The organism is Candidatus Nitrosopumilus sp., from assembly GCF_965263415.1.
Classification (GTDB): domain Archaea; phylum Thermoproteota; class Nitrososphaeria; order Nitrososphaerales; family Nitrosopumilaceae; genus Nitrosopumilus.
Genome location: NZ_OZ253671.1, coordinates 492180 through 514070, shown reverse-complemented (window position 1 = coordinate 514070; position 21891 = coordinate 492180). Strand labels below are relative to the sequence as shown.

Genomic DNA, 21891 nt, shown 5'->3' with positions numbered 1-21891 from the left:
ATCCTACAGAGTTATGCTCATGTAAATGCCATTATGGAGGAGCTGAAAGCTGTCCAGGTTGTAAGAGTAATCATGGAATTATTTGTTCTCATTGTAAAGATTAAGTTAGAGTTTATTTTTTCTTAGATGCCAACATTTTCAAATTTGCTAATTCAGTTTTTAGTGATTCAATCTGTACAAGAGTTTGGAGATTAGAAATTTCTTGATTTAATCTTTCAATTTCACTGTCTTTTAGCTTTACAGTTTCTTTTAGATTGTTTAATTCAGAAGACAATTCAGTTTGAACTTGTTTGATTTCTGAAAGACTTACTTGTGTACCAGTTGTTGTAGTTTGAACTGTTTGTGCACTACTCAAGCTTTTTTTTTCGCTGTGATGGACATGTGCATGCATGTAATCTGTACTTTTTTGAGATATCCAGCAAGTAAATACTAGGAACCAAGTTATTGGAACTGCCATAATGAATACAAAGTTCAGTATCGGGGCAAAGTCTACAAAGTATGGCCAAAGCCCAGTCAGCACTGCTGCAAAAACACCAGTGGAGATTGTAGCCAAATGGTTTCCTAAATATCCCATAAATGATTTGAAAAATTCATTGTTTATAATAGTAATGGTAAAATTCAGAAAATAATAATAATTAAAAAGAAAAAAGAGTCGATTTACTCGTCTTCTTCAGAAGCAGTTGTTGTTTTTGGCATATCAGATTGTAGAATTTGGATTTTCTGTAATAATTCAGTTCTCAGATCCCTTGCAACTCTTCTGACAGTAGGTCTTGGAACACCAAGCTCATCAACTACTTTGGTATAGATGTCTTGTTTGTCAGTTACCCCTTTGTCAAGATATGAATTAATTGCTTCTTTAATGATCGTACTCTGGTTTGTGCGATTCAACGAATTCTAAATTCTAACTGTTCTATATAAGACTATAACTTTCGAAATTTCAAAATTTTGATTTATAAGAAATTCATACTTTCTATTACAAAAAAATTCTAAGTCACTAACAATTTTATGTACAACGAAAAACGTACTGAGAGTTGTAGATTTTTCAAAATAGATATGCAATCTATAAGAATTATCAAAAATATTTTCGCAAAAGACTCTTATGATAATAGTACAGAGCATTCCTAATGACTACAGCAAATATTGAAACAAATTTTGGAAAGATTTCATTTAAACTTCTACCGGATTTGGCTCCTGAAACAGTAAGAAACTTTGAAAAACTAGCTAAGGATGGGTTCTATGATGGAACACTCTTCCACAGAGTTATTCCAGGATTTATGATTCAAGGTGGAGACCCAAATACAAAAACAGATAACAAAAATTCATGGGGCATGGGTGGTCCAGGATACAATGTAAAAGCAGAGTTCAGTTCTAGATCTCATTTACGTGGAATAGTTTCTATGGCTAGAGCACAAGATCCAGATAGTGCAGGCTCACAATTCTTCATAGTTACAACTGACAGTACATTCCTAGACAGACAATACACTGTATTTGGAGAAGTAACTGAGGGTATGGATGTAGCAGATAAGATTGTTAATCTTGAGAGAGATGGTAATGATTGTCCTTTAGAAAAAGTACAGATGACTCGCGTAACTGTGGAGTAAATGAATTCAAAAATTTTTGCAGTTTTAGTTATTGTTTCTCTTGTAACTGTTATTCCTACAGCTTATGCACAAGTCACAATTGCAGAAAAAGCTTCTCAGAAATTGGTTGAAGTTAGGATTGACTTGGAAGGAAATGTTCATGTTATACATGTTATTGACAATGCAAACTCGCCTAAACAAGTTGACTTGATTCCTGGAACAGTTTCAAATATTTCAGTTACCGATGAACAAGGCGTAACAAAACAATTCTCAGTAATTGGAGATAATAATGCAGTATTAATTATGCCATCAGAAGAAGATTCAATTTTACAATATCAACTTGATGATGTTATTTCAGAAATAAACGGCACCTGGACATGGGATTTTTTGTATCTTCAATCAACTAATTTCATTTTACCTGAAGAAGTTGACTTGTTATTTGCAAATGAACGACCAGTTTTTCTAGATGATGAAAAAGGAATTGCATGTCATGGATGTCAAATGCTTTTAGAATATTCAATAAATGAATCAAGAATTTATGAAAATGTAAAATGGGAAGAAAAAGAGTTTGTTGTGGAGATAAGAAATCAGAATGGTATTGATAATTTTATTTTTGATCAACCAACAAAAAGTATTACATTTGATCTAATTGAAGATAATAGATTTGTTACAACTATAATTCCTTTAGAATTACTATGGGAACCATATACAGTATTTCTTGCCGATGAAGAAATTCCATCTCGTCAACACATTAGCAACGGAACACATGTTTGGCTTATTATCAATCCAGAAACATCAGGACAAGTTAACATTATTGGAACAACAGTGGTGCCTGAATTTTCAATAATGCTACCCTTAATCATAGGATTTTTTGTAATTCTTGCTATGCCTTTTATGAAAAAATTTAATCTCCACTAGATCCACAGGAACAGAATCCATACTCATCAATTCTAACATCACAAACAGGGCATTTTTCACCATAATCTACTTCCCAAGGTTCTTTTCCAAATAATCTAAAATGATCGTCAATCTCTATTGGAATTTCTCGTTTCTTTTCCAATAATTTGTATAGGTCCTGCAACTATACATACATTATTGGAGAAAAATAATGAAAATTGAATGTGGATGTCATTGTATTAAATGTAAAAGTACCAATCTTGAATCAAATAGAATTGGGGAAATAGAGAAAGACGGATACTTTGACATGCATCACACATGCAATGAATGCAATACACATTTTGATCATTTAGATGGAGCGATTTTTTCTAGTTGTGAAAAATGTAATTTTTCTAGTTAGCAATTAAAGATTCTTCAACAAAATAATGAGTTCTGTTCTCACTAGAGTTTTTTAAAATTTCTTTGTTTGATGCCATTTTTGCTAATGCCTTTGACACATCTAGAGGACTTGCTGCCCAGCCATATTCACGTAATTGTTCAACAGTTTCTGAAACTGTTCTAGGGGAATCAAAGAATCTACTAGTTTCTAAAATACGTAATTTTGATTTTACTTCATTTGGTGCAAGACGTGTAGGTTCATTAAATTCTGGCTCAAATATTTCTGCATCATCTAGAGATTCCAATCCAGATTGAGCAGAAATTTCAGAGGAGTTTACAACAGGTTCAGTTTCATAAACAACTTTAGCATGACTTTCAGGCAAATGATTTGATATACTTTCGATAATTTCTCCTAAAGTTTGATTATCAACATAGAAATCTCTAGAATCAACCTCAATTTCATTCTCACCTAACTTGAGTTTTATTCTAGCCATCATAAAATAATCATGTAATTTTGATTTATTTTACTAGCTCTAAGGAGCTTTAAGAGTAAATCAAATCTTTTACACAATTTATTGGGATTTTTTTCCCTTTGGGTTAAAATGCAATTTTTTCAAAATTAATCATGAATTCATCAAAGAAGGGAGGATTGATCGTTCTCTTCATTCTAGGAATGAGTATTTTTGGATATTCACAATACGCTTCAGCATCTCAAATAGGAATAAGCGTAACTCAGAGTGAATTATTGAATGAAAATGAAAAAGGAGCAGAATATAATATTGAATTACAATTTGAAAATCCATCATTGTTAATCTTAACTTCAGGCACAACTGAATTCTTTGTTATTGCAGATGAACAAATGGTTGGTAAAGGTCAATTAGAACCATTTACAGTACAACCTCTAGATAGCACTCAGGTAAAAGGGATTTTTCACACTGATTCAGATGGTAAAGATGTTCAATCAGTAAAAATTACAGGTGTGACAAAATATGATGCATTCTTCACATCAATTGATATCCCATTTGTATATTATCCAACAGAAGAACAAGCAATAGAATTTATACATCAAGATTAATTTCTTCACAAATGCTTACTGTTTTTGGCTCAACGGCATTAGATACAATTAGAACTCCAAAGAAAACACTAAAGAATGTTTTAGGAGGTGCCGCAACTTTTGCTGCAATCTCTGCAAGTAATTTTGTAGATACAGGATTAATTGCAGTTGTAGGAAAAGATTTTCCAAAACAACACCACAAAACTCTATCAAAATATCTTGATTTAGAAGGATTATCCATAAAAAACGGAAAAACATTTCGTTATGATGGAAAGTATGATGATACATTAAGTACTAGATCAACACTAAAGACAGAACTAAATGTTCTAGCAGATTTCAAGCCTACAGTACCTGAAGCATATAGAAAATCTCAATTTGTGTATTTAGCAAATAATGATCCTGAACAAAATACTGCATTAATCAAAGAATTTGATAAAGTAAAATTTTCTATGTGTGATACAATTGATTTTTGGATTTCTACTAAAAGAAATGCTGTAATAAAGATGATAAAATCTGTAGATGCAGTTGTGATTAATGATGAAGAGGCTAAGCTACTCACAAAAGAATTCAACTTGATAAAATGTGCAAAAAAAATTATGCAGTGGGGTGCAAAGTATGTTATTATTAAAAAAGGCGAACATGGTTCACTCATGTTTTATGATGATGTTATCTTTCCAACTGCTGGTTTTTCACTAGAAGATGTAGTAGATCCTACAGGTGCAGGAGACTCTTTTGCAGGGGCTATGATAGGATATCTAGCAAGTAAAAAATCAACTAGTCTTTCTGAAATCAAAAAAGCAGTAGTATATGGTAATGTTTTAGGTTCATTTGCAGTAGAAAGATACGGATTAGATGGTTTGTTACATATCAAAAACGGAGATATTACAAAAAGAATCAAAATGTATGAAAAAATGATCAGATTCTAAAAAGACTTAAGTTCAATAATTTCTCAAATTAATTTATCATTGTCACAAGTAACTGAAGACAGACTAGATACCATTTTCCAACTTCAAAAAGGATTATCAGAAATGATGAAGCTTGACAGGTATCCAAAAGATGCTGAAGGACGCGTATCTGCATTATCTACTGCAATAATGCATGAAGCAGTAGAATTACAAAGAACCACCAACTGGAAATGGTGGAAAACACCAACAAAATTCAATGAAGATGAAGCAAGAGAAGAGTTAATCGATATTTGGCATTTTGTAGTTCAAGCATCACTTGAATTAAATCTCACACCAGATGATATCGTAGATGAATACAAAAAGAAAAATGAGATCAATAGAGAAAGACAAAGAAATGGGTATTAAGAAATTATAATTTTCTAGAAATCACTTCAAGATCAGTTTCACCAATCAAATCAACTATAGTAATATTTTTTTGAAAATATTCTATCATATTTTTAGAAATTGTAAGATAAGGTTCCGGACTAACAGAATTAATTATTCTAGAATTTTCATCAATTCCATTTTCATGTAATTGTAATAATGAATGACCAGATTTATGACCCCAAGCTTCTTTTCCACAAAGAATTATTTTTGTTATGTTCTTGTTTTCATAAATATATTGTATCATACTATCAATTCCCTTATTTTCTGAAAATAGTCTTCCAATAATTGCTGTTTTAGAGAATAATTCTGAATCCTTCAAATCATCAAGTAATGATATGCTTGCAAGTGTGCATATTGCAATTTGTGAATTGGGATTTCCAAGGTAAAATTCCTGTTTTATAGGCAGAACAGCCTTACAAATTTCTCCAATTATGTTACCAAGGCTATTCATTTACCAAATCACGCATAGTTTTTGCGATATATTCAACATTTTTGGTAGATACATTTGGATGAACAGGTAATGACATAACATGTTTTGATGCCCAATCAGTATTTGGTAATTTTGATTTTATTTTGTAAATAGGAATTTTATGAACTGGTATTGGATAATAGACTGCAGCCCCAATTCCTTTTGAATTCAATTTCTTTAAAATTGAATTTCTATTTTGTATAGCAATGGTGTACAATCCCCAATTGAGTTTTTCATTTTTCCTCTCAGTAGGGATTTTTATTTTTGTATTAGATAATAAATCTGACAGTAATTTTGCATTACGTTTTCTTAATTGAATAAACTTTGGTAATTTTTTAATTTGGATTTTAGCTATTGCTGCATTAATTTCAGGTAGTCTAAGATTTAATCCAAATATTTTAGAATCATATCCTTTTATCATTCCATGATTTCGAATCATTTGCAATTTTTCACAGAGTTTTTTACTATTAGTAACTACAACACCACCTTCACCAGAAGTCATAACTTTTCCTGGATACAAACTATAACATCCAAGTTCAAAAAATGTTCCAGTTTGTTTTCCTTTAAACGTAGACCCAAGTGACTGTGCAGCATCCTCAACTATTGAAAGATTGTGCTTTTTTGCAATTTCTTTAATTCTATCAAGTGATGATATATGACCATACAAATGTACAGGCATTATTGCTTTGGTATTTCTAGTAATTTTTTTTGTAATGGATTCAGGATCAATTGTAAAATTTTCTTTTAAAATGTCTGCAAAAACAGGTTTTGCACCAGTAGAAGCAATGGCATTTGCACTAGCAACAAATGTAAAAGAAGGAACAATTACTTCATCACCTTTTTTGATATCAAGTGCATACAGTGCTGCTTGTAATGCAGCAGTGCCAGAATTTACTGAAATAGCATATTTGGTTTTGACAAAAGATCTGATTGATTTTTCAAATTCCTGTACATTTTTTCCACCATCTTTTGAGGCTGAAGTAAGCCCTCCAGATTTTATAACTGAGGCTACTGCTGATAGCTCTTCTTTGCCTAGAATAGGCGTGTTAATTGGAATTTTCACAAATTTTGTCCTTAGTACTACTGTATAAAGACAATTACTACACATGAATTTTTATATTTCAAAATTTGGCAATCGGCATAATGAAATCACGTCATCTAGAGAAGACAGACAAAGGGTACAAAGTTTTTCTGTATATTTTCTATGTTTGTGGATTCATCATGGGTTCATCACTAATCTTTGGCGTATATGTTACAATGATTGAGTGGATGGAAAATGGAACATATGTAATGGGTGAAGCCATACATAATACAACAATTCCATTTGAAAATTTTGCAAGAGTATCAACATGGATATTTTTTTCCACAATAATTGGATGGTATTGTGTATCTAGAATAGGTTGGAGAAGAACTGCAGGAAATAAAATTGTTGGAACACGAATGGCATTATTACAATTAATGTTGTTAGGATTTTCAATTATCACTTTGTTTGAAGTAATGTACAATTTTTCAGTATTAACCGCTCAAATGTCTGCAGGAATTATTAATGGAGTACTGCCAGATATTGACAAATTATCAATTGCATATCCAGATCCAGATCGGCCTTGGAATACAATTTTTGCAATCAAAATGTTTCTAGCAGCATTCATCATTAGCACTCATGCATTCTATCTGAGTACAAAACCTAGAAAATCATTAGATGAGCCAGAAGCTTAGGTTTTTAAAAATTAAGACTTTTCTTTGAGTATACCGTAATATAATCATGGGATTATTTGGTGGAAATAAAAATGAATTAAAATGCAAAAAATGTGGAACAGTACTTTCAGATTCAGAGAGACTTAAAAAACATCAAGAAATAGCCCATAACAAGAAAAAAGAAAAATGTAGAGTTTGTGGAACAGAATTTAATACTCAAGAAGATTTGAGAAAACACAAAAAAAATTGTAAATAGGTTTTGGTTATTCAGAAAGTCCTGATTCATACTTTGGGGGTCGCTTGAGGGCTTTTTCTATGGATTCTAAATTTTTAATCTCATTTTTTGAGTTCATAGTCAGAGTTTTGACCATTTCTGTACCTAATTGTACAGATTGTTCAGGTAATGTCTCTAAGAATTTTTCAAGACCTTTTTTGTAATTTTCAATTAATTCCAATCCTTCTTCAAGTGTCATAACAATAATTGAAATATCTTCTATTCAAAGGTTCTAATTTTTCAAAAATTCTTTGAATAACTTTATACGTTTACCACTCAAAAGTTGATTTGGTTTGGACATAACTGAAAAAGTCAATTTGATTGAAAAACCACCTACTGAAGAAGTTGTCACACGTGATGAATTGACTGAATTGTTCAAAACAAATTCATCTCCAAAGCATTACATTGGTTTAGAGATTTCTGGTTTCTTACATCTTGGTAGTCTAATTAGTACAGGATTCAAAATTAATGATTTTGCAAAAGCTGGTGTAAAGTGTACAATATTTCTTGCAGATTGGCACACATTAATCAATGATAAATTAGGAGGAAACTGGGAAACGATTTCAAAGGTTTCAAAATATTATCAAGATGCTTTCAAACTAGTTTGTCCCGATGCTGAAATTATTTTAGGTTCAAAACTTTATGAAGAAAAAACAGAGTATTGGTCAGAGCTTGTGAAATTTACAAAACACATGTCATTAGCTAGAACAATGAGAACTCTAACAATTATGGGCCGTTCTGAAAATGAAGAAAAAATAGATGTTGCTAAATTACTTTATCCCGCAATGCAAGCAGTTGACATTCATTCTTTGGAAGTAGATATTGCACATGCAGGAATGGATCAAAGAAAAATCCACATGTTAGTCAGAGAGATATTTCCTAAAATGAAATGGAAAGTTCCAGTGGCTGTACATCACAAATTATTACCAGGACTATCCAAGCCTGCAGACACTAATGAGTCACAAGTTCTAGGTAAAATGAGTAAATCTGATCCAAATTCAGGGGTCTTTATTCATAATACAGATGAAGAAATAAAGAAAAAAATGAACAAAGCTTGGTGTGAAGAGGCAAATATACAGAATAACCCACTATTAGAAATTGCAAAAACGGTAATTTTTCATGAATTCAGTGAGATGAATGTAGAAAGACCTGAAAAATTTGGAGGAAACGTATCATATCAAGATTATAATCAACTTGAAACAGATTTTGGTGAAAAAAAACTACATCCGGGAGATTTGAAGCAAACCGTTGGAAATTATTTGGTAAAAATAATATCTCCAATTAGAGACAAGCTTGATCTAACTGAAGAATTACATGAAGCAATCAAGAAAAGTTACTGAACTTTAAGATCTGGATTAGTCTGTTCTTCTAAATTGTATTTCGATTTGTATCCTCTTGGATTTATCATTAAATCTTTGTAGGAATATGTAGATGAATTCCCTACTATCACAGTACTAGTCATTCCTAATTTGTCTGAATGGTTTGGTAGATTTTCTAAATCAGTCACTACAATTGTTTCGGATTCTCTATATGCACCAACAATTATTGCAACAGGTGTTGTAGGTTTTCTGTATTTTAATAGAATTTTTCTAGTATCTTGCAATTGATGAACTCGTTTCTTACTAGCAGGATTGTAAATTACAAGAACAAAATCGCCTTTTGCTGCGGACTCAACTCTATTTTCAATAACTTCCCATGGAACTAACAAATCACTCATACTTACTACTGCAAAATCAGACATTAATGGTGAACCAACAATAGATGCACATGAATTAAGTGCAGACACGCCTGGAACTACTTCTACTTGAAGTCCATCTTGTGGATCCCAGCCACCTTCAGCCAAAGTTTCGTAAATTAATCCAGCCATTCCATAAATTCCAGGATCTCCACTTGATACAAGAGATACAATTTTTCCTGATTTTGCAAGGTCAATACACTGATGAGCTCTTTCAACTTCTTGAGTCATTGCATAACGATGAACTGTTTTTCCTTCAATTAGATCTGAAACTAAATTTACATATGTTTCATAACCAATAATGATATCACTTTGACCAATTACTTCTTTTGCTCTAAATGTCATATGATCATTATGTCCAGGACCAACACCAACAATGTTTAATTTTCCAGTCAAATTTACAACAAATCAATTTGCAAGTAATTTATCCCTTTAGTGAATTATTGGAAGGGATCAATAAATGGACAGTTTACTATATGATCACTATTAGTAGGTCGTGCTATGCTAACAGTAATCAGATCATCTGCACGGAATGAATCAATATCAGATTTTGTTTCAAGAATTTTTGCATTTTCTGAATCATTCCATTCAATCAGATAGATTCTCCACATTGGACTGTAATTCTCATCACCTAATGCGGCTGCAGCAATTCCAGCTTGGAATCCTAACGGACCTGTGCCTTTAATTCCATTTTTAAATTGGAAGAGATCAACTGCTCCTGAATGAGCAATTAGATTTGTAGAAGTTGGAGATGAAGTTACTCCCATCATCTCAGCAGGTCCAGAGGGAGTAGCATCAGTTACAATATAGTAAATTGTTCTTCCATCAGGTCCCCATCCTCTATGAGCAACAAACGTAACAGTCATTTCTTCTTCATTGATTTCAGTGATTTGTCCTCCTCCATAAGGCATATCATCAGTGATTTCGGTATCTGAACGTATTTGCATCTGTCCATCAGGCCATACAATATGAGGAGTATTTAGGACAACTCCTGTTTCATTAAATTCAATTCTTCCACCTTCTTCAGCTGCAATTACATCAATAACAGATTCAAAGATAATCTCTTTTTGACCAGCCTTCCATGTTACTTCAATTACAGAAGATAGTGCACTATAATCTGATTCTTGTTGCGGTGTACTTGAAAATACTTCATCTTGAAATCCATAAAGTCCGTCTCCTTTAACACCATTTTTAAAAACAAATATTTTTTGAAGAGCATTTTCTGGAACACCAGCTAAAACAGGTGCAACCTCTACATTCCATTCTTGTTTTTCTGATAATTCTTTTGCATACTCTTCATCACTTCCATCAGTAATAATATACAAAACTTTTTCACCACCATAGATTCCTTTATGCAATGGAATTGTAGCTGGAACATTTGCTCTTGAAAGTAATGATGTGGGTTCTTCTTTTTCTAATTCAATTTTTTGCATAATAACTTCAGTTGGTTGTCCTCTAATCCATCCATCAACACTTACAGTTGATGTAAATGGTTTAGAGTTAGGAGAATGTAATCCAAGTGCAGCTCCTGTAAATTCAAAGGAGCCAGATTTTTCTTGTAAATCTATTAGAGATAATCCATAAACAGTATCCCCATCAATACTCCAAGTGGGTTGGCCTTTTGCATCATTTGAGTTAATTTCATGTAAAACAACAATCTGAACAGGCTCACTAGAGGTAAACGTCATAGAACCATCATAGATTGTGCCCTCATTAGGCGACAAAATTAGAGATAATTGATGATTTTCATGCCCCTGGCCAGGATCTTGAGATGATGTAAAAGTTTGTGTAAAATGGATCTTTTTCCTAGAACCCGCATCAGCAAACTGATCCGATAATGAAGAGACTGTAATGATACTTGTTGCAAAAATTCCAATAATCAATATGACAAGTAATTTTCTCAACAAATTTCATTGAGATTATTCCCTTAAATGATTTTATCTTAATTGATTTTATCTAATTCAAATGCATTGTGTAATGCACGAACAGCTGCATTTGTGTCAGAGTTTTTGACAACAAATGCCAGATTTAGTTCAGATGAGCCTTGAGTAATCATTGAAACATTTACTTTATTTTTCTCAGCTGCACCAAAAACTTTGGAGGCCACACCTACAGTTCCACGCATTCCTGAACCAATAAGCGCAATAATTGCTACATTTGTTGTTACTTCTAATTTCTTGATAATGTTTCCTAAAAGTTCCATTTCAAGAGAACTTACAGCTTTATCAAGATCAGTGTTCTTAACAACTATTGTTATACTAGACTCTGAAGGGTTTTGAGATATCATCATTACATTGATTCCAGCTTTTGCTAATGTTGCAAAAATTTTTGCAGCAGTACCAGGAGTTCCAACCATACTTCCACCTTGAATATCGATTAATCCATTGTTTCTAACATTACTAACACATTTTACAGTATTTTTTACAGTTGATGATGATGAAGCTGTAACTAACGTTCCCTCATTTTTTACATTAAAGGAACTTCTAATCTTCATTGGAATTTTCTTTGATAATAGAGGCTCAAATGTGCGTGGATGTATCTGTTTTGCACCAAACAATGCCATCTCTATTGCCTCAATATATGAGACCTCTTTGAGCAATTTTGCATTCTTGACTATTTTTGGATCTGCAGTCATTAGACCATCAACATCACTCATTAACCAAATTTCATCTGCTTTTATGCAAGTTCCAATAATTGTTGCTGAATAATCTGAACCTCCTCTTCCAAAAGTAGTAACATGACCATGTTGATCTGCGCCAACAAAACCACCTACAACAGGTACCGTTTTCTTTGAGAAAAGATTTTCCACATTTTTTGATACTCGTAATCTAGTTGTGTCAATTAGGGGTTTAGATTCGCCAAAATTAGAATCAGTTACTATTCCTACATCTTTTCCAGTTAGAGGTACCGACTTCTTTCCTGAATCATTTACTGCCATTGAAACAAGTTTTATTGATAATCGTTCACCAAATGAGAAAAGATAATCCATAGTTCTTGGAGTAACTTCTCCTAACAGAACCATTCCATCAATTAATGCAACAAGTTCTGCAAAATCATCATCAAAGTTTTTTAATAATTTTTTTCGTAAATCAGTTTTTTTGATCGTTTGTTTTGCTAATTGTTTATGTCTATTAGTTATCTTTGATGCAAGCTGTTCAGCCTTTGATTTATTTTCTTTTTTTATTGATTCAGATATTTCTATGAGATCATCTGTTGTTCCGCTAGTTGCAGAACATACAACTACAATTTGGTTTTTCTTTGATAATGAATTTAGGTGATTAGCTACTGCTTGAATGTCTTTTGCAGATGAAATTGATGTTCCACCGTATTTTATTACAAGTCTCATTTCAAAATACCTGAATTAGTTAATCTTTAAATGCTTTAACTTTCCACGCGTGGAGCTAAGTAAAAGTGAATTCTACCAATATTAGCTACCTTGAATTCAATTCTGAGTGGTTTTGCGCTTGAAAACTCACAGGTAATAAAGCCTGCAGTGGTTCCTACTGCTTTTACTACCGGATTTAGATATTCTAAACTGTAGGTTCCAACGCTATCTTCTTTATAAGAAATCTCTTCAATATCTTCATCATCTTTATCTAAATCAATAACAACTTCTCCAGAATCACCTTTTCCTGAAAAATCACCTTTAGAATCAGATGTATGTATTGTCAAATAGTCAGATACCACTTGAACATCACCTAAAATTTTGTCAAACTTTGATGAAGATAATATAATTTTAGAATCATATGGTATCTTTGGTAATGGAGTATCTGTTGCAGAACTTTCAATCAAACGCATTTTGTATTTTTTATTTTTTCCAACTGTAACAAGTAACATGTTTTGTTCAGAGATACTAATCTCGATACTATCTTTTTTATCTGCTCTTTTAATGAGTTTTGAGAATTCATCAATTCTTACTCCAAATTTTATATCACTATCACATTCGTATTTTTCAAATGCAGAATTAGGCCACGATATATCTATGAGAGCAACATGAGATGGGTCCATTCCTCTAAATGAAATTCCTTCTGCAGTTGCAACAAATGTTGCCTCTTCAACAAGTGTTGAGATTGCAGAGATAATTGCCTTTAGATCATCAGAACCACTTGTTTTTGCTCCAAAAGTCAAATCAATTTTGTTGACTTTATGTTCCAGTTAAACGTTATGCGTAATTACGCCAAGTATTCTTACATTTTGTACAGCGATAGAATTGTGTGGTTGGTTCATCTGCACTTCTTGTTTGAAGCATCCACCAAATTGCTTCATCATGTCCGCATTTTTCACATTCTATTTTGATAGTTGGATGAGATTCCTCTCCTTCATCTCCTTCAAAAGCTAAAATAGATTCTTCTTGTTCTTCATTTTCAATAATTTTTTTGGTCTGTTTTTCTTCTTTGCCTTCTGTGTAACCACATTTTGAGCATTGAAGGCCTGAAGTACCTTTTTTTAATTTGACCTCACATTTGGGGCAAAACTTCAATTCTAATTTACCTTAAGTTTTGAATTAAATAGTTGTTTGAACTCATCTGCCATTTTGATTGCTGAATCGGTAGCTTTCTTTATTTCACTCAGTGGTTTTGAACTAGAATTAATTCTCATCCAACACTCGTTAGTTAGTGGATGTTTTACAATAACACCTGCAAAATCAATATTTGATTCCTTTAGAAGCTCATGTTGAATTAGGTACAAAATCCCAATATCGGTTTCAGTAATTGAGAGGTTGATTTCTTTGGCTTCTGAACTGATCACTTGTGCGTTCATGTATTCAGAAAAAGCACTTATTGCGGATATAAATCATTATGAGCAGTAGAAATGGGCGAAAGTAGAATTTCAGACATAGAATTGATAAAATCCAAGGATGAATACGCTTTAGATGAAAATATTGAGATAAATGCCCAATTTTCAGTTGAGGGTCGCCTAAGAGATGCATTCAATGAGACAAATTGGACAGAGGCATACAACAAAAACGATGTCTCATTCAAAATGAAGTGTGGTGTAAAATTGACTTCAGGAGGATTTAGGAAAAAGGAATTAGGTAGAACAATTGACACTTACAGAAAGGCATCTATATTTTGGACTAGAAATCCTAAACTTGTCAACCCTATGAAAGATAGAAGAATTTGGGTTCAGGTAGCCAAAAATTTTGAACCGTTTATCAGACTGACAGAAGAAGAAGTTAGAGAAGAATTATTTGATTTTAATGAGAAATTTGTTTTCAAAGCAGAAGATTTGGGAAAAGGCACACACAAAATTAGTGCTGAAGCATTTGCATCATGGCAAAAACACGAGTTTACAGAACCAGGAAGCGTCAAGAACAATTCTGGAGAAATTGAGATCAAAATCAATTAGGGATATAAGGAACTTTTTTGGTGAATTAGTATGGCAAAATATGATGGTTTGTTAGGACAACCACTTCTTGAAATAGAAGATCCTGATAAAGAAGGTGGTATAACTTTCATTATGAAAGATAATAGATTTTTGTTCGTTAAAGTGATTGATGGTAAAATTGAGACGGTGTCAATTCCAGAATAGGTGAAAATGAATGATAGATGTTGAAGAATTCAAAATGAAAGAAATTCTAAAAATTGAAGACTCTGATTCAAATGATGAATTAACAGTAACTTTTTCAGACAGTAAAACTATGAAGATCAAAATAGTTGATGGTAAACTAGTTTCAGAATCTATTTAATTTTTTATATGTTTTTCATAAAAACCAATAGCTAGTTCTTGCACTTCAGATTGTATAGAACCAGGTCTTTCTTCACGGATCATTTCAATAGCTTTTACTGCTGAAAATTTTTGATATTTTACAAAGTAACATGCAAGTATTGTTCCAGCTCTTCCCATTCCAGCTGCACAATGAACCATTACTGCTTGATCATTTGTAATTTGTTCATGTATGAAATCAACTGCAGAATCAATCCTCTCCATATCAGGTGCAGTTAGATCAGGAGTTGGAACATGAAGATAATCAATATTTTGTGTCCAGTTTTCAGGTAAAGCATTTTCAGTCATAGTTACAATTGATTTTACGCCTTGATTTACAATCCAATCAAATTCATCAAAACTTGTAGGCATACCAGAGCCTGCTAATTTTTCTTCAATCAACCAGGAAAAGTTTGTTGGTTTTTTTGTAATTTTTCCATGAACTTTTCTCCATATATTACCAGGCTTGCTCATATAAGATATCAACATCTACTATATTTTTAGCATTACGAAATGTTAGAGTGCTACTGCTCTTACAGGTGAACCTGTTGCATCTTTTAGTTTTAGTGGAAGAATTGTAAAAATAAATTCCTTTGAATTGATTTTATTCAAATTTGTCAAGTTTTCTACTATCAAAATATTGTTTTTTGACAAAACATGATGTACACTAAATGATTCATCTTTTCCAAGATCTATACTTGGTGAATCTATTCCAACAAGATTTGTCTTTTTTTGTGCAAGATATGTAGCAGCAGATAACGCTAACCCAGGATTTTCTGTAAAATAATTATCTTTTTTGAGATTTTTTTGCCAATCTGTAAAAAAGAAAACTGATGAATTGTTAGGAATAGTTCCATTTTTTTTCTCAAATTGAATAATATCAGATTTGGTTATTGGAGAATTTTTTGATTTTTTGATTTTGATTAGAATTGCTTTTCCCATTAATCTATCAAGTGGAATTTGGTCAATTTTGATGCCATTCTTAACAAAATGAAAAGGAGCATCAAGATGAGTTCCAGTGTGAGAACTAAGGAACAAAAGCTCAAGATTATACCCGTCATCTTTGAGATTTGACCAAGAAATGAATTGTGGCTTTGGAGAACCAGGAAAACTTGGAATAGATTTCGATATTGTAAGTGTTAGATCTACAGGTTTCACATCAATAAGACAAAATGCTGATTAATCAATTTTTGAATTATGAAAAGTTAAATACTCTTTGAGTAAAAATTTCGTGTGCCTACTGCATATGTTCTACTGAATTCTGATTTAGGGTCAGATGAATCAATCATCAATGAAGTAAAGCAAATTCTCACAGATGAAAATGTAACCTACGAAGTCCAAGGAGTTTATGGAGTATACGATATTGTGTTAAAATTGTCTTCAGATGATGCTGAAAAACTACGTTCAATTATCACCAATAAAGTTAGAAAGATTACCAAAGTACAATCTACTCTAACAATGATGGTCATAGAAGAACAAGAGAATCTATAGCCTCTTTATTGTATCAACTACAGACATAATTTCAGATTCTGAATTAAAGAAGTGAGGAGAAGCTCTCACAATCTTTGTTTCCATAATTTCTCTTAGAGCCAAGACAATGTTTTGTTTTTCAAGTCTGTCAACAACTTCCTGAGAATCCATTCTATCTATGTTAAATGATACAATACTAGTTCTAGAATCAGGCTCTTCAGGACCATACAAAATAATTTTTGGAATTTTTGATAGTTCTTCTCTTAGAAGATTGGATAGATATTGATTTTTTTCACGAATATTTTTGAGACCAAAGTTAAGTAAATAATTTGCAGAAGATTCCAATCCAACAATTCCAACATAATTTCTAAATCCTGTTTGAAATTTATCTGGAAGTTCTTTGAATGCTAAATTAGCATCATCATAGATAATTGCAGATTCGCCGCCGATGGTTTTTGGTTCTAACAACTCACTTGATTTTCTATTACAATAAAACAAACCAGTCCCCATTGGACCACAGAGCCATTTTGAGCCATTAAAAGACATAAAATTACAATTTATTTTTGAAACATTGACATCAATACATCCTACAGTTTGTGCACTATCAACAAAAAGAGGCACATCGTTGAGAATTTTAGAAATTTCCTCTAAGGGTAATATGGAACCAGTGTTGTACAGAGCATGGCTTAGAGCAACTAATTTTGTATTATCATCAATTAATGATTCTAAATCTTCAGATTTGAAAAATCCATCTTTATCTATTGGGAGATTTTTTAGAGTGATTTTTTCTTCTAGTTTTAGCCAAGGATAAAAATTTGAATGGTGTTCATGAGTCATTCCACGAATAATCATGTTTGATTTCTCATCAAATGAAAGCCCATTTGCAACAATATTGATTCCATCAGTAGTACTTTGAGTTAAAACTACTTCATCAGGTTGGCATGAAATAATTTTGGCCATAGCTTTTCTTACATCTCTTAATTTTTCAGTCACAAATGGTTCTGATCCTTTTGAATCAGGTCCAATAGAGTTGTAAGAAATTAGAAAGTCTTTCATTGCATCAATACTTTGATTAGGCATTAGAGAGACTGATGCATTGTTTAGATAGATTTTATCTGAAGTTGGAAAATCATCTGAAATATCCTTTGATACTAAATTCATTATTATATCTGTAGAATGCTAAATCGGTGTTGGATAAAAGTCCTGACCAAATTTTGGATAGTAAATTAGTCCATATTCAAAATAAGTTCAAAGAGAAGTTTCCCAACATTGTATTTTGTTCAGAACCATTTAACAAAGTAGAATTTCTCAATAAATTAATCAATTCTGTTGCAAAACCAATAATTTTTGTAGATATGGATTTGCTTTATACAGGATATGTGGAGTCAGGAATAATTCAAAAAAAGAACAATTTAACAATATTTCACCCTACAAAAGAAAATTGGGAAGACAAATTCGCTGAGATAATAACAAGAGTTTCTAAAGAAAAATTTCTTGTAATTATTGATTCATTTAACGGAGTATACAATATGTTTGAAGATTTAGAATCTGCCATATTCATTAACTCATGTATTATGTTGCTTTCATCTCTTGGAAAAGATGCAAATTCTTCTATCATCATAACTGCAATGGCTAGAAAAAAAGAAGGTGAGGGTTGGATTCTTACACCAGGAGGCAAACAAATCATAAAGTCTGCAAAAACTGGGGTTTATCTTCTCAAGAAAATTGAGGGTGATTTGATTATTCGTGAAATAGAAGAAGATTCAAAGATTTTCAAGATCTAATCGAAAAGCAGTTGAAATGCGATCAAAAATTCAAACACTGTTATAAAATTTCAAACGCCGTTATAACACAAGATTTTTAGGCAAATTATATTAATGCCGAATCAAGATTTTATTTTGTTATGCCAGTAGGAATTATTCCAGACATAAGCGAACAAATGTGTATCGGATGTGCACTATGTGTAGAAATCTGTACAACACTTGGTCCAGATGTCCTTAGAGTAAAACCAGTTGAAGGCTGGAAGAGAGGTAAAGCATTTGTCTTTTACCCAGAGAGATGTATTTCTGATGGTGCATGCATTGGTGTATGCCCAACAAAAGCAATCTTTTGGATGAGACCAATGGACTTTACTGTTGGACAACCAGTTCCACTCCACAAAGATTCAGTCTTCGTAAAAGGTTGGACCGAATTAATCGATTAGATTAGTTCAACTTTTAATTTCTTTTTCTTATTTTAGATTTTAACAGCCTCAGGCTTGTTTTTTCTTTCTACCAAAGTAATTATCAGAGAGTAGAATCAATGCAGGCATAATATACTTGAAAATTCTAGAAGCCTTGATATTTACATAAAAATAACAAAGAGCGAAATTGTCAATCTCAATAAATCTTGGTAAAAAACTTGTTTTGTTAGTCATGCTTGTAACAATGACTGCTTTAGGAATTACATCTTACATGAGTATTGATTATTCCGCTGAAACTCTGAAAGAAAGAGGTGGAGAACTGTTACATGGTGAGTCGGATATTAGAGGAGAATCTTTAAGATTACTTTTTGAAACAAGGATTGAACAAAATAAAATTCTTGCAAATGATCCTATGATTCGATTGTTGGTTTCTGAAATGGACGGACTTTCAGGATCAGAATTAAAATCTATGAAAGAAGAAAAACGTAGGGACTTTCTGATTCAAATACAAGCATTTCAAGAGCTTGTTGGATTTTCAATTGGATTTGAAGATACTAAAATAATTGGCAATAATGGAAATGTGTTCTTTTCACTTGTAGGAACATCTGACGAAGAACTTTCTCAAAATGAATTCTTTCAAAGAGGACTAAAAGGATCCTTTGTTGATTTTGAACAATCAGGAACAAGTAAAAAAATGATTGTCGTCTCTCCTGTTTATGCTGCAGATAGTAAAATTGGTGATGAGTCAATTGGAGTCATCATTTCTAGAATGAGAACTGCTGCAATTGACAATATTTTACTGAACAGAAGTGGATTAGGAGAAACAGGTGAAGTGTACATTGTCAATAAGGATTTTGTAATGTTATCTGAATCTAGATTTTTTGAAAATGCAGTATTTGAACAACGAGTAGATACAGTCGGTGTTCAAGAATGTTTTACTAATAACATGGAATATGTTGGAATTTATCCTGACTATAGAGGAATTTCAATTTATGGATCATCTTACTGTATGCCTGAATACGGAATTGTTTTGCTTGCAGAGATGGATGAAAAAGAACTGATTGAGCCAATAGAAATTCTACAAACTAGAATTATCCTTACTAGTCTACTCATAACATTAGCGATGGGATTAGTAGCATTTTTTGCTGCAGAATCATTATCACATCCATTACGGGCACTCAAAAAAGCTGCAAATAAGATTGCAGAAGGGAATTTTGATGTCAGAACTAACATCAAAACAAGAGACGAGATTGCAGAGTTATCAAATGCATTTGACTCAATGGCACAAAAATTACAAGAATCATTAATCGAGATTAAACAAAAAGATGAAGTCATCAAGCAACTTGAAGGCGATATGTTGTTAAAGTTTTCACAACATGAAGAAAATGATTGTGTAGGGGTAATTGACATGGCAGACTCTACTAGAATATCATCAAAATTATCTGACCAAGATATTTCTAAACTGTATGAAATATTTTTGAATTTTATGGCAAAGATTGTCATTAATCATAAAGGAGAAGTTATAAAAAATATTGGTGATGCACTTATGTTTAGATTTGCAAATGTTGATACTAAAAATAATGAAGAATTGAAAAATATTCTAGAGTGTTGTTTATCCATGGTTGAATCACATGGAAAATTACAAGAAGAACTTGAAAAAGAAAACATGCCTAAATTAGATTATAAAATTAGTTTAACATATGGTCCTGTCAAAGTAGCTCAAAGTACTACTTCAAAAATTAGTGATGTTTTTGGTCCTACTGTTAATCGATGTTTCAAAATTAACTCACTTTGTCCAAAAAATAGTCTAGTTGTGGGTGAAAATATAGAAAATATATTTAAGAATTTTTCAGAATACGAATTTTCAGAATTGTGTATAATTGAATTAAAACAAAAATACGGTTACAATATTTTTGAAGTCAGAAGAAAAGAACTGGAAAGTTTTGGTAAAAAATCTGATTAATTTCTAGAAAAACCAAACTTTGATGCCCAACCTAATTTTTGTTTCTTTGTTGGTTTTTTTGAAAGATTGTTAAGCATGTCATATGTGATTGTAAATCCATGGCCAACCATGGTTGCATCATTTGCATAGTTCTGTTTGTTAGGAACAAATTCGTCAGCTAAATCTTTGATTTTCTTTGTTTTGAGATCAAATAATCGAATTTTCTTACCATTTTCTAATTCAATTTTAGCATCCCCACTCAATCCCTGAATAGAGAAATTTTCAAAGAATCGAATTAAACCGCCTTCTTTTAATTTAATTATAGAATCATAAGTGAATTTTCCTCCATAAAACAAGACTTCACGTGCAAAAATTGTCACATCATCTTCCACGTTTAGAACAATGACCGTATCAGCATCTAATGATACAGTATTAACTACATTTTCAGCAATAATTTTTCCATTTGGGGCAGAAACATTTGTTCTATGCTCCAGAATTTTATAGACACCAACTTTGCCATCAGGATCTTCAACCCTAAATTTTCTACCAAAAATATTTCCTACTACAACATTTCCATTATCTACAGTAATTTGGGCTCCATTTTCAATTTTGTATTTGTTTTCTACAGGATTAAAAAATTTGAAGTCTCCTTTTGTGAGGTGAATGTTTGTTTGAAATTCTCTAGTCCATGATGGACTAGTGATGCTTCCTTGCATAGTAATTGGACCATCATAAGTTAAACTTCCAGCCATAAAATTTCCCTTAATAGACAAAGCACCATTAGCTTTTCTTTCTAATTCAATTTCACCAAGAGTTTTTGAACCAAATAGTCTAGTACCAGTAGAATTTGCTCTGTTATGTGCAGCTGCCCATTCTTCAGCTGTTTTCATTTCTTTAGATAGTTGTTGGCCCAAAATCTGATTTTTTCTTCTTACATCAGCTTCGGATTCATCAGAATACACTCTAGAATTCTTTATTTTTTCAATATCTGTTTCAGGATATTTTTTTCCAATTTTTAGATCTTCATATGCTTGTTTGATTTTTATGAATTGTTCATTTTCTCCACCACGATCAGAGTGATATTGTAGGGCTAATCTTCGAAATGCATCTCGAATTTCTTTTTCAGTAGTTCCTTCAATAATTCCTAAGATATCATAATTACTTTCAACCATACCTGC

Annotated in this window: 32 protein-coding genes; 15 read left to right on the top strand and 17 right to left on the bottom strand. The window is 32.1% G+C overall.

The window, feature by feature from the left end:
• Positions 1-112: 112 nt before the first annotated feature.
• Both ACQY22_RS03630 and ACQY22_RS03625 read right to left on the bottom strand, forming a co-directional pair.
• Positions 113-574, bottom strand: a complete 462-nt coding sequence (locus tag ACQY22_RS03630; protein WP_428325179.1) for a hypothetical protein — start codon at positions 572-574, stop codon at positions 113-115.
• Between the two features lie 83 nt (positions 575-657).
• Positions 658-888 (bottom strand): hypothetical protein, encoded by a 231-nt coding sequence (locus ACQY22_RS03625; protein WP_428325178.1) that lies wholly within the window; start codon positions 886-888, stop codon positions 658-660.
• 236 nt (positions 889-1124) lie between these two features.
• Here ACQY22_RS03625 and ACQY22_RS03620 point away from each other — a divergent pair, with 236 nt between their 5' ends.
• Both ACQY22_RS03620 and ACQY22_RS03615 read left to right on the top strand, forming a co-directional pair.
• Entirely contained in the window at positions 1125-1601 is a 477-nt protein-coding gene (locus tag ACQY22_RS03620; protein ID WP_428325177.1) for a peptidylprolyl isomerase, read from the top strand.
• Complete coding sequence (locus ACQY22_RS03615; RefSeq protein WP_428325176.1) at positions 1602-2498, top strand: hypothetical protein; 897 nt, start codon at positions 1602-1604, stop codon at positions 2496-2498.
• Here the strand turns inward: ACQY22_RS03615 and ACQY22_RS03610 are convergent.
• Together ACQY22_RS03610 and ACQY22_RS03605 are read right to left on the bottom strand one after the other, a co-directional pair.
• Positions 2485-2640, bottom strand: a complete 156-nt coding sequence (locus ACQY22_RS03610) for a hypothetical protein (protein WP_185736579.1) — start codon at positions 2638-2640, stop codon at positions 2485-2487. The two genes, ACQY22_RS03615 and ACQY22_RS03610, sit on opposite strands and share 14 nt — an antisense overlap.
• 229 nt (positions 2641-2869) lie before the next feature.
• Positions 2870-3349: a hypothetical protein gene (locus ACQY22_RS03605; RefSeq protein WP_428325514.1), complete on the bottom strand. Its 480-nt coding sequence runs from the start codon at positions 3347-3349 to the stop codon at positions 2870-2872.
• A 131-nt stretch (positions 3350-3480) separates the two neighbouring features.
• Between ACQY22_RS03605 and ACQY22_RS03600 the strand changes: the two genes are divergently transcribed.
• Genes ACQY22_RS03600 through ACQY22_RS03590 form a run of 3 tightly spaced genes read left to right on the top strand, consistent with a single transcriptional unit; the run spans position 3481 to position 5219 of the window.
• Complete coding sequence (locus ACQY22_RS03600) at positions 3481-3930, top strand: hypothetical protein (protein WP_428325175.1); 450 nt, start codon at positions 3481-3483, stop codon at positions 3928-3930.
• Positions 3931-3941: 11 nt separating this feature from the next.
• Positions 3942-4835 carry a PfkB family carbohydrate kinase gene (locus ACQY22_RS03595; protein ID WP_428325174.1) on the top strand — a complete coding sequence of 298 codons (894 nt, stop codon included), beginning with the start codon at positions 3942-3944 and terminating at the stop codon, positions 4833-4835.
• Positions 4836-4874: 39 nt separating this feature from the next.
• On the top strand, positions 4875-5219 hold the full coding sequence (locus ACQY22_RS03590) for a dUTPase (protein ID WP_428325173.1): 345 nt from the start codon (positions 4875-4877) through the stop codon (positions 5217-5219).
• A 4-nt stretch (positions 5220-5223) separates the two neighbouring features.
• Here the strand turns inward: ACQY22_RS03590 and ACQY22_RS03585 are convergent, their stop codons facing one another.
• Together ACQY22_RS03585 and ACQY22_RS03580 are read right to left on the bottom strand one after the other, a co-directional pair.
• On the bottom strand, positions 5224-5691 hold the full coding sequence (locus ACQY22_RS03585; protein ID WP_428325172.1) for a tetrahydromethanopterin S-methyltransferase subunit A: 468 nt from the start codon (positions 5689-5691) through the stop codon (positions 5224-5226).
• On the bottom strand, positions 5684-6817 hold the full coding sequence (locus ACQY22_RS03580) for a DegT/DnrJ/EryC1/StrS family aminotransferase (RefSeq protein WP_428325171.1): 1134 nt from the start codon (positions 6815-6817) through the stop codon (positions 5684-5686). Before ACQY22_RS03580 ends, ACQY22_RS03585 begins: the two co-directional genes overlap by 8 nt.
• 35 nt (positions 6818-6852) lie before the next feature.
• Between ACQY22_RS03580 and ACQY22_RS03575 the strand changes: the two genes are divergently transcribed.
• Positions 6853-7425 carry a hypothetical protein gene (locus tag ACQY22_RS03575; protein WP_428325170.1) on the top strand — a complete coding sequence of 191 codons (573 nt, stop codon included), beginning with the start codon at positions 6853-6855 and terminating at the stop codon, positions 7423-7425.
• 46 nt (positions 7426-7471) lie between these two features.
• Positions 7472-7660, top strand: a complete 189-nt coding sequence (locus ACQY22_RS03570) for a C2H2-type zinc finger protein (RefSeq protein ID WP_141977148.1) — start codon at positions 7472-7474, stop codon at positions 7658-7660.
• A 7-nt stretch (positions 7661-7667) separates the two neighbouring features.
• Here ACQY22_RS03570 and ACQY22_RS03565 read toward each other — a convergent pair whose 3' ends face one another.
• Positions 7668-7877 carry a hypothetical protein gene (locus ACQY22_RS03565; protein WP_026089916.1) on the bottom strand — a complete coding sequence of 70 codons (210 nt, stop codon included), beginning with the start codon at positions 7875-7877 and terminating at the stop codon, positions 7668-7670.
• Positions 7878-7971: 94 nt separating this feature from the next.
• Here ACQY22_RS03565 and ACQY22_RS03560 point away from each other — a divergent pair, with 94 nt between their 5' ends.
• A complete protein-coding gene (locus ACQY22_RS03560; RefSeq protein WP_428325169.1) occupies positions 7972-9018 on the top strand; it encodes a tyrosine--tRNA ligase in 1047 nt (348 codons plus the stop codon).
• On the opposite strand, the gene cobJ is transcribed toward ACQY22_RS03560, so the two are convergent.
• Genes cobJ through ACQY22_RS03530 form a run of 6 tightly spaced genes read right to left on the bottom strand, consistent with a single transcriptional unit; the run spans position 9012 to position 14174 of the window.
• Positions 9012-9809: a precorrin-3B C(17)-methyltransferase gene (gene cobJ, locus ACQY22_RS03555; RefSeq protein ID WP_428325168.1), complete on the bottom strand. Its 798-nt coding sequence runs from the start codon at positions 9807-9809 to the stop codon at positions 9012-9014. The two genes, ACQY22_RS03560 and cobJ, sit on opposite strands and share 7 nt — an antisense overlap.
• 44 nt (positions 9810-9853) lie before the next feature.
• A complete protein-coding gene (locus tag ACQY22_RS03550) occupies positions 9854-11317 on the bottom strand; it encodes a DUF7482 domain-containing protein (protein WP_428325167.1) in 1464 nt (487 codons plus the stop codon).
• Between the two features lie 38 nt (positions 11318-11355).
• Positions 11356-12759: an aspartate kinase gene (locus ACQY22_RS03545; protein WP_428325166.1), complete on the bottom strand. Its 1404-nt coding sequence runs from the start codon at positions 12757-12759 to the stop codon at positions 11356-11358.
• Between the two features lie 35 nt (positions 12760-12794).
• Positions 12795-13541 carry a proliferating cell nuclear antigen (pcna) gene (gene pcn, locus ACQY22_RS03540; RefSeq protein ID WP_428325165.1) on the bottom strand — a complete coding sequence of 249 codons (747 nt, stop codon included), beginning with the start codon at positions 13539-13541 and terminating at the stop codon, positions 12795-12797.
• A 34-nt stretch (positions 13542-13575) separates the two neighbouring features.
• Positions 13576-13893 carry a transcription factor S gene (locus ACQY22_RS03535; protein WP_428325164.1) on the bottom strand — a complete coding sequence of 106 codons (318 nt, stop codon included), beginning with the start codon at positions 13891-13893 and terminating at the stop codon, positions 13576-13578.
• A gap of 2 nt (positions 13894-13895) precedes the next feature.
• On the bottom strand, positions 13896-14174 hold the full coding sequence (locus ACQY22_RS03530) for an RpoL/Rpb11 RNA polymerase subunit family protein (protein ID WP_428325163.1): 279 nt from the start codon (positions 14172-14174) through the stop codon (positions 13896-13898).
• 51 nt (positions 14175-14225) lie between these two features.
• Here ACQY22_RS03530 and ACQY22_RS03525 point away from each other — a divergent pair, with 51 nt between their 5' ends.
• Genes ACQY22_RS03525 through ACQY22_RS03515 form a run of 3 tightly spaced genes read left to right on the top strand, consistent with a single transcriptional unit; the run spans position 14226 to position 15102 of the window.
• Positions 14226-14762 carry a hypothetical protein gene (locus ACQY22_RS03525; RefSeq protein ID WP_428325162.1) on the top strand — a complete coding sequence of 179 codons (537 nt, stop codon included), beginning with the start codon at positions 14226-14228 and terminating at the stop codon, positions 14760-14762.
• Between the two features lie 30 nt (positions 14763-14792).
• Positions 14793-14945: a hypothetical protein gene (locus tag ACQY22_RS03520; RefSeq protein WP_428325161.1), complete on the top strand. Its 153-nt coding sequence runs from the start codon at positions 14793-14795 to the stop codon at positions 14943-14945.
• Positions 14946-14955: 10 nt separating this feature from the next.
• The gene (locus ACQY22_RS03515; RefSeq protein WP_428325160.1) at positions 14956-15102 is read left to right on the top strand and encodes a hypothetical protein; all 147 of its coding nucleotides are present in this window, start codon (positions 14956-14958) and stop codon (positions 15100-15102) included.
• On the opposite strand, the gene ACQY22_RS03510 is transcribed toward ACQY22_RS03515, so the two are convergent.
• Both ACQY22_RS03510 and ACQY22_RS03505 read right to left on the bottom strand, forming a co-directional pair.
• The gene (locus tag ACQY22_RS03510) at positions 15099-15593 is read right to left on the bottom strand and encodes a dual specificity protein phosphatase 23 (protein WP_428325159.1); all 495 of its coding nucleotides are present in this window, start codon (positions 15591-15593) and stop codon (positions 15099-15101) included. The genes ACQY22_RS03515 and ACQY22_RS03510 overlap by 4 nt on opposite strands.
• Before the next feature lie 42 nt (positions 15594-15635).
• Complete coding sequence (locus ACQY22_RS03505; RefSeq protein ID WP_428325158.1) at positions 15636-16277, bottom strand: cyclase family protein; 642 nt, start codon at positions 16275-16277, stop codon at positions 15636-15638.
• Between the two features lie 75 nt (positions 16278-16352).
• On the opposite strand from ACQY22_RS03505, the gene ACQY22_RS03500 reads away from it, so the two are divergent.
• Entirely contained in the window at positions 16353-16610 is a 258-nt protein-coding gene (locus tag ACQY22_RS03500) for an Lrp/AsnC ligand binding domain-containing protein (protein ID WP_428325157.1), read from the top strand.
• On the opposite strand, the gene ACQY22_RS03495 is transcribed toward ACQY22_RS03500, so the two are convergent.
• The gene (locus tag ACQY22_RS03495) at positions 16605-17750 is read right to left on the bottom strand and encodes an aminotransferase class V-fold PLP-dependent enzyme (RefSeq protein ID WP_428325156.1); all 1146 of its coding nucleotides are present in this window, start codon (positions 17748-17750) and stop codon (positions 16605-16607) included. The two genes, ACQY22_RS03500 and ACQY22_RS03495, sit on opposite strands and share 6 nt — an antisense overlap.
• A 26-nt stretch (positions 17751-17776) precedes the next feature.
• Between ACQY22_RS03495 and ACQY22_RS03490 the strand changes: the two genes are divergently transcribed.
• The 3 genes from ACQY22_RS03490 (at position 17777) to ACQY22_RS03480 (ending at position 20734) form a co-directional block, all read left to right on the top strand.
• On the top strand, positions 17777-18373 hold the full coding sequence (locus tag ACQY22_RS03490) for a hypothetical protein (protein ID WP_428325155.1): 597 nt from the start codon (positions 17777-17779) through the stop codon (positions 18371-18373).
• Between the two features lie 119 nt (positions 18374-18492).
• A complete protein-coding gene (locus ACQY22_RS03485) occupies positions 18493-18792 on the top strand; it encodes an ATP-binding protein (protein WP_012216147.1) in 300 nt (99 codons plus the stop codon).
• A 166-nt stretch (positions 18793-18958) separates the two neighbouring features.
• The gene (locus ACQY22_RS03480; protein WP_428325154.1) at positions 18959-20734 is read left to right on the top strand and encodes a HAMP domain-containing protein; all 1776 of its coding nucleotides are present in this window, start codon (positions 18959-18961) and stop codon (positions 20732-20734) included.
• Here the strand turns inward: ACQY22_RS03480 and ACQY22_RS03475 are convergent.
• Positions 20731-21885, bottom strand: coding sequence for a J domain-containing protein (locus ACQY22_RS03475; RefSeq protein ID WP_428325513.1), 1155 nt, complete (start codon positions 21883-21885; stop codon positions 20731-20733). The two genes, ACQY22_RS03480 and ACQY22_RS03475, sit on opposite strands and share 4 nt — an antisense overlap.
• Between the last annotated feature and the right edge of the window lie 6 nt (positions 21886-21891).

Excerpts from the sequence above, each read along its gene's own strand:
- ACQY22_RS03630 (WP_428325179.1), bottom strand. The coding sequence starts at position 574 with ATGGGATATTTAGGAAACCATTTGGCTACAATCTCCACTGGTGTTTTT.
- ACQY22_RS03620 (WP_428325177.1), top strand. The coding sequence starts at position 1,125 with ATGACTACAGCAAATATTGAAACAAATTTTGGAAAGATTTCATTTAAA.
- ACQY22_RS03615 (WP_428325176.1), top strand. The coding sequence starts at position 1,602 with ATGAATTCAAAAATTTTTGCAGTTTTAGTTATTGTTTCTCTTGTAACT.
- ACQY22_RS03605 (WP_428325514.1), bottom strand. The coding sequence starts at position 3,349 with ATGGCTAGAATAAAACTCAAGTTAGGTGAGAATGAAATTGAGGTTGAT.
- ACQY22_RS03600 (WP_428325175.1), top strand. The coding sequence starts at position 3,481 with ATGAATTCATCAAAGAAGGGAGGATTGATCGTTCTCTTCATTCTAGGA.
- ACQY22_RS03595 (WP_428325174.1), top strand. The coding sequence starts at position 3,942 with ATGCTTACTGTTTTTGGCTCAACGGCATTAGATACAATTAGAACTCCA.
- ACQY22_RS03585 (WP_428325172.1), bottom strand. The coding sequence starts at position 5,691 with ATGAATAGCCTTGGTAACATAATTGGAGAAATTTGTAAGGCTGTTCTG.
- ACQY22_RS03580 (WP_428325171.1), bottom strand. The coding sequence starts at position 6,817 with ATGTGTAGTAATTGTCTTTATACAGTAGTACTAAGGACAAAATTTGTG.
- ACQY22_RS03575 (WP_428325170.1), top strand. The coding sequence starts at position 6,853 with ATGAAATCACGTCATCTAGAGAAGACAGACAAAGGGTACAAAGTTTTT.
- ACQY22_RS03570 (WP_141977148.1), top strand. The coding sequence starts at position 7,472 with ATGGGATTATTTGGTGGAAATAAAAATGAATTAAAATGCAAAAAATGT.
- ACQY22_RS03565 (WP_026089916.1), bottom strand. The coding sequence starts at position 7,877 with ATGACACTTGAAGAAGGATTGGAATTAATTGAAAATTACAAAAAAGGT.
- ACQY22_RS03545 (WP_428325166.1), bottom strand. The coding sequence starts at position 12,759 with ATGAGACTTGTAATAAAATACGGTGGAACATCAATTTCATCTGCAAAA.
- ACQY22_RS03530 (WP_428325163.1), bottom strand. The coding sequence starts at position 14,174 with ATGAACGCACAAGTGATCAGTTCAGAAGCCAAAGAAATCAACCTCTCA.
- ACQY22_RS03525 (WP_428325162.1), top strand. The coding sequence starts at position 14,226 with ATGGGCGAAAGTAGAATTTCAGACATAGAATTGATAAAATCCAAGGAT.
- ACQY22_RS03520 (WP_428325161.1), top strand. The coding sequence starts at position 14,793 with ATGGCAAAATATGATGGTTTGTTAGGACAACCACTTCTTGAAATAGAA.
- ACQY22_RS03515 (WP_428325160.1), top strand. The coding sequence starts at position 14,956 with ATGATAGATGTTGAAGAATTCAAAATGAAAGAAATTCTAAAAATTGAA.
- ACQY22_RS03510 (WP_428325159.1), bottom strand. The coding sequence starts at position 15,593 with ATGAGCAAGCCTGGTAATATATGGAGAAAAGTTCATGGAAAAATTACA.
- ACQY22_RS03495 (WP_428325156.1), bottom strand. The coding sequence starts at position 17,750 with ATGAATTTAGTATCAAAGGATATTTCAGATGATTTTCCAACTTCAGAT.
- ACQY22_RS03485 (WP_012216147.1), top strand. The coding sequence starts at position 18,493 with ATGCCAGTAGGAATTATTCCAGACATAAGCGAACAAATGTGTATCGGA.
- ACQY22_RS03475 (WP_428325513.1), bottom strand. The coding sequence starts at position 21,885 with ATGGTTGAAAGTAATTATGATATCTTAGGAATTATTGAAGGAACTACT.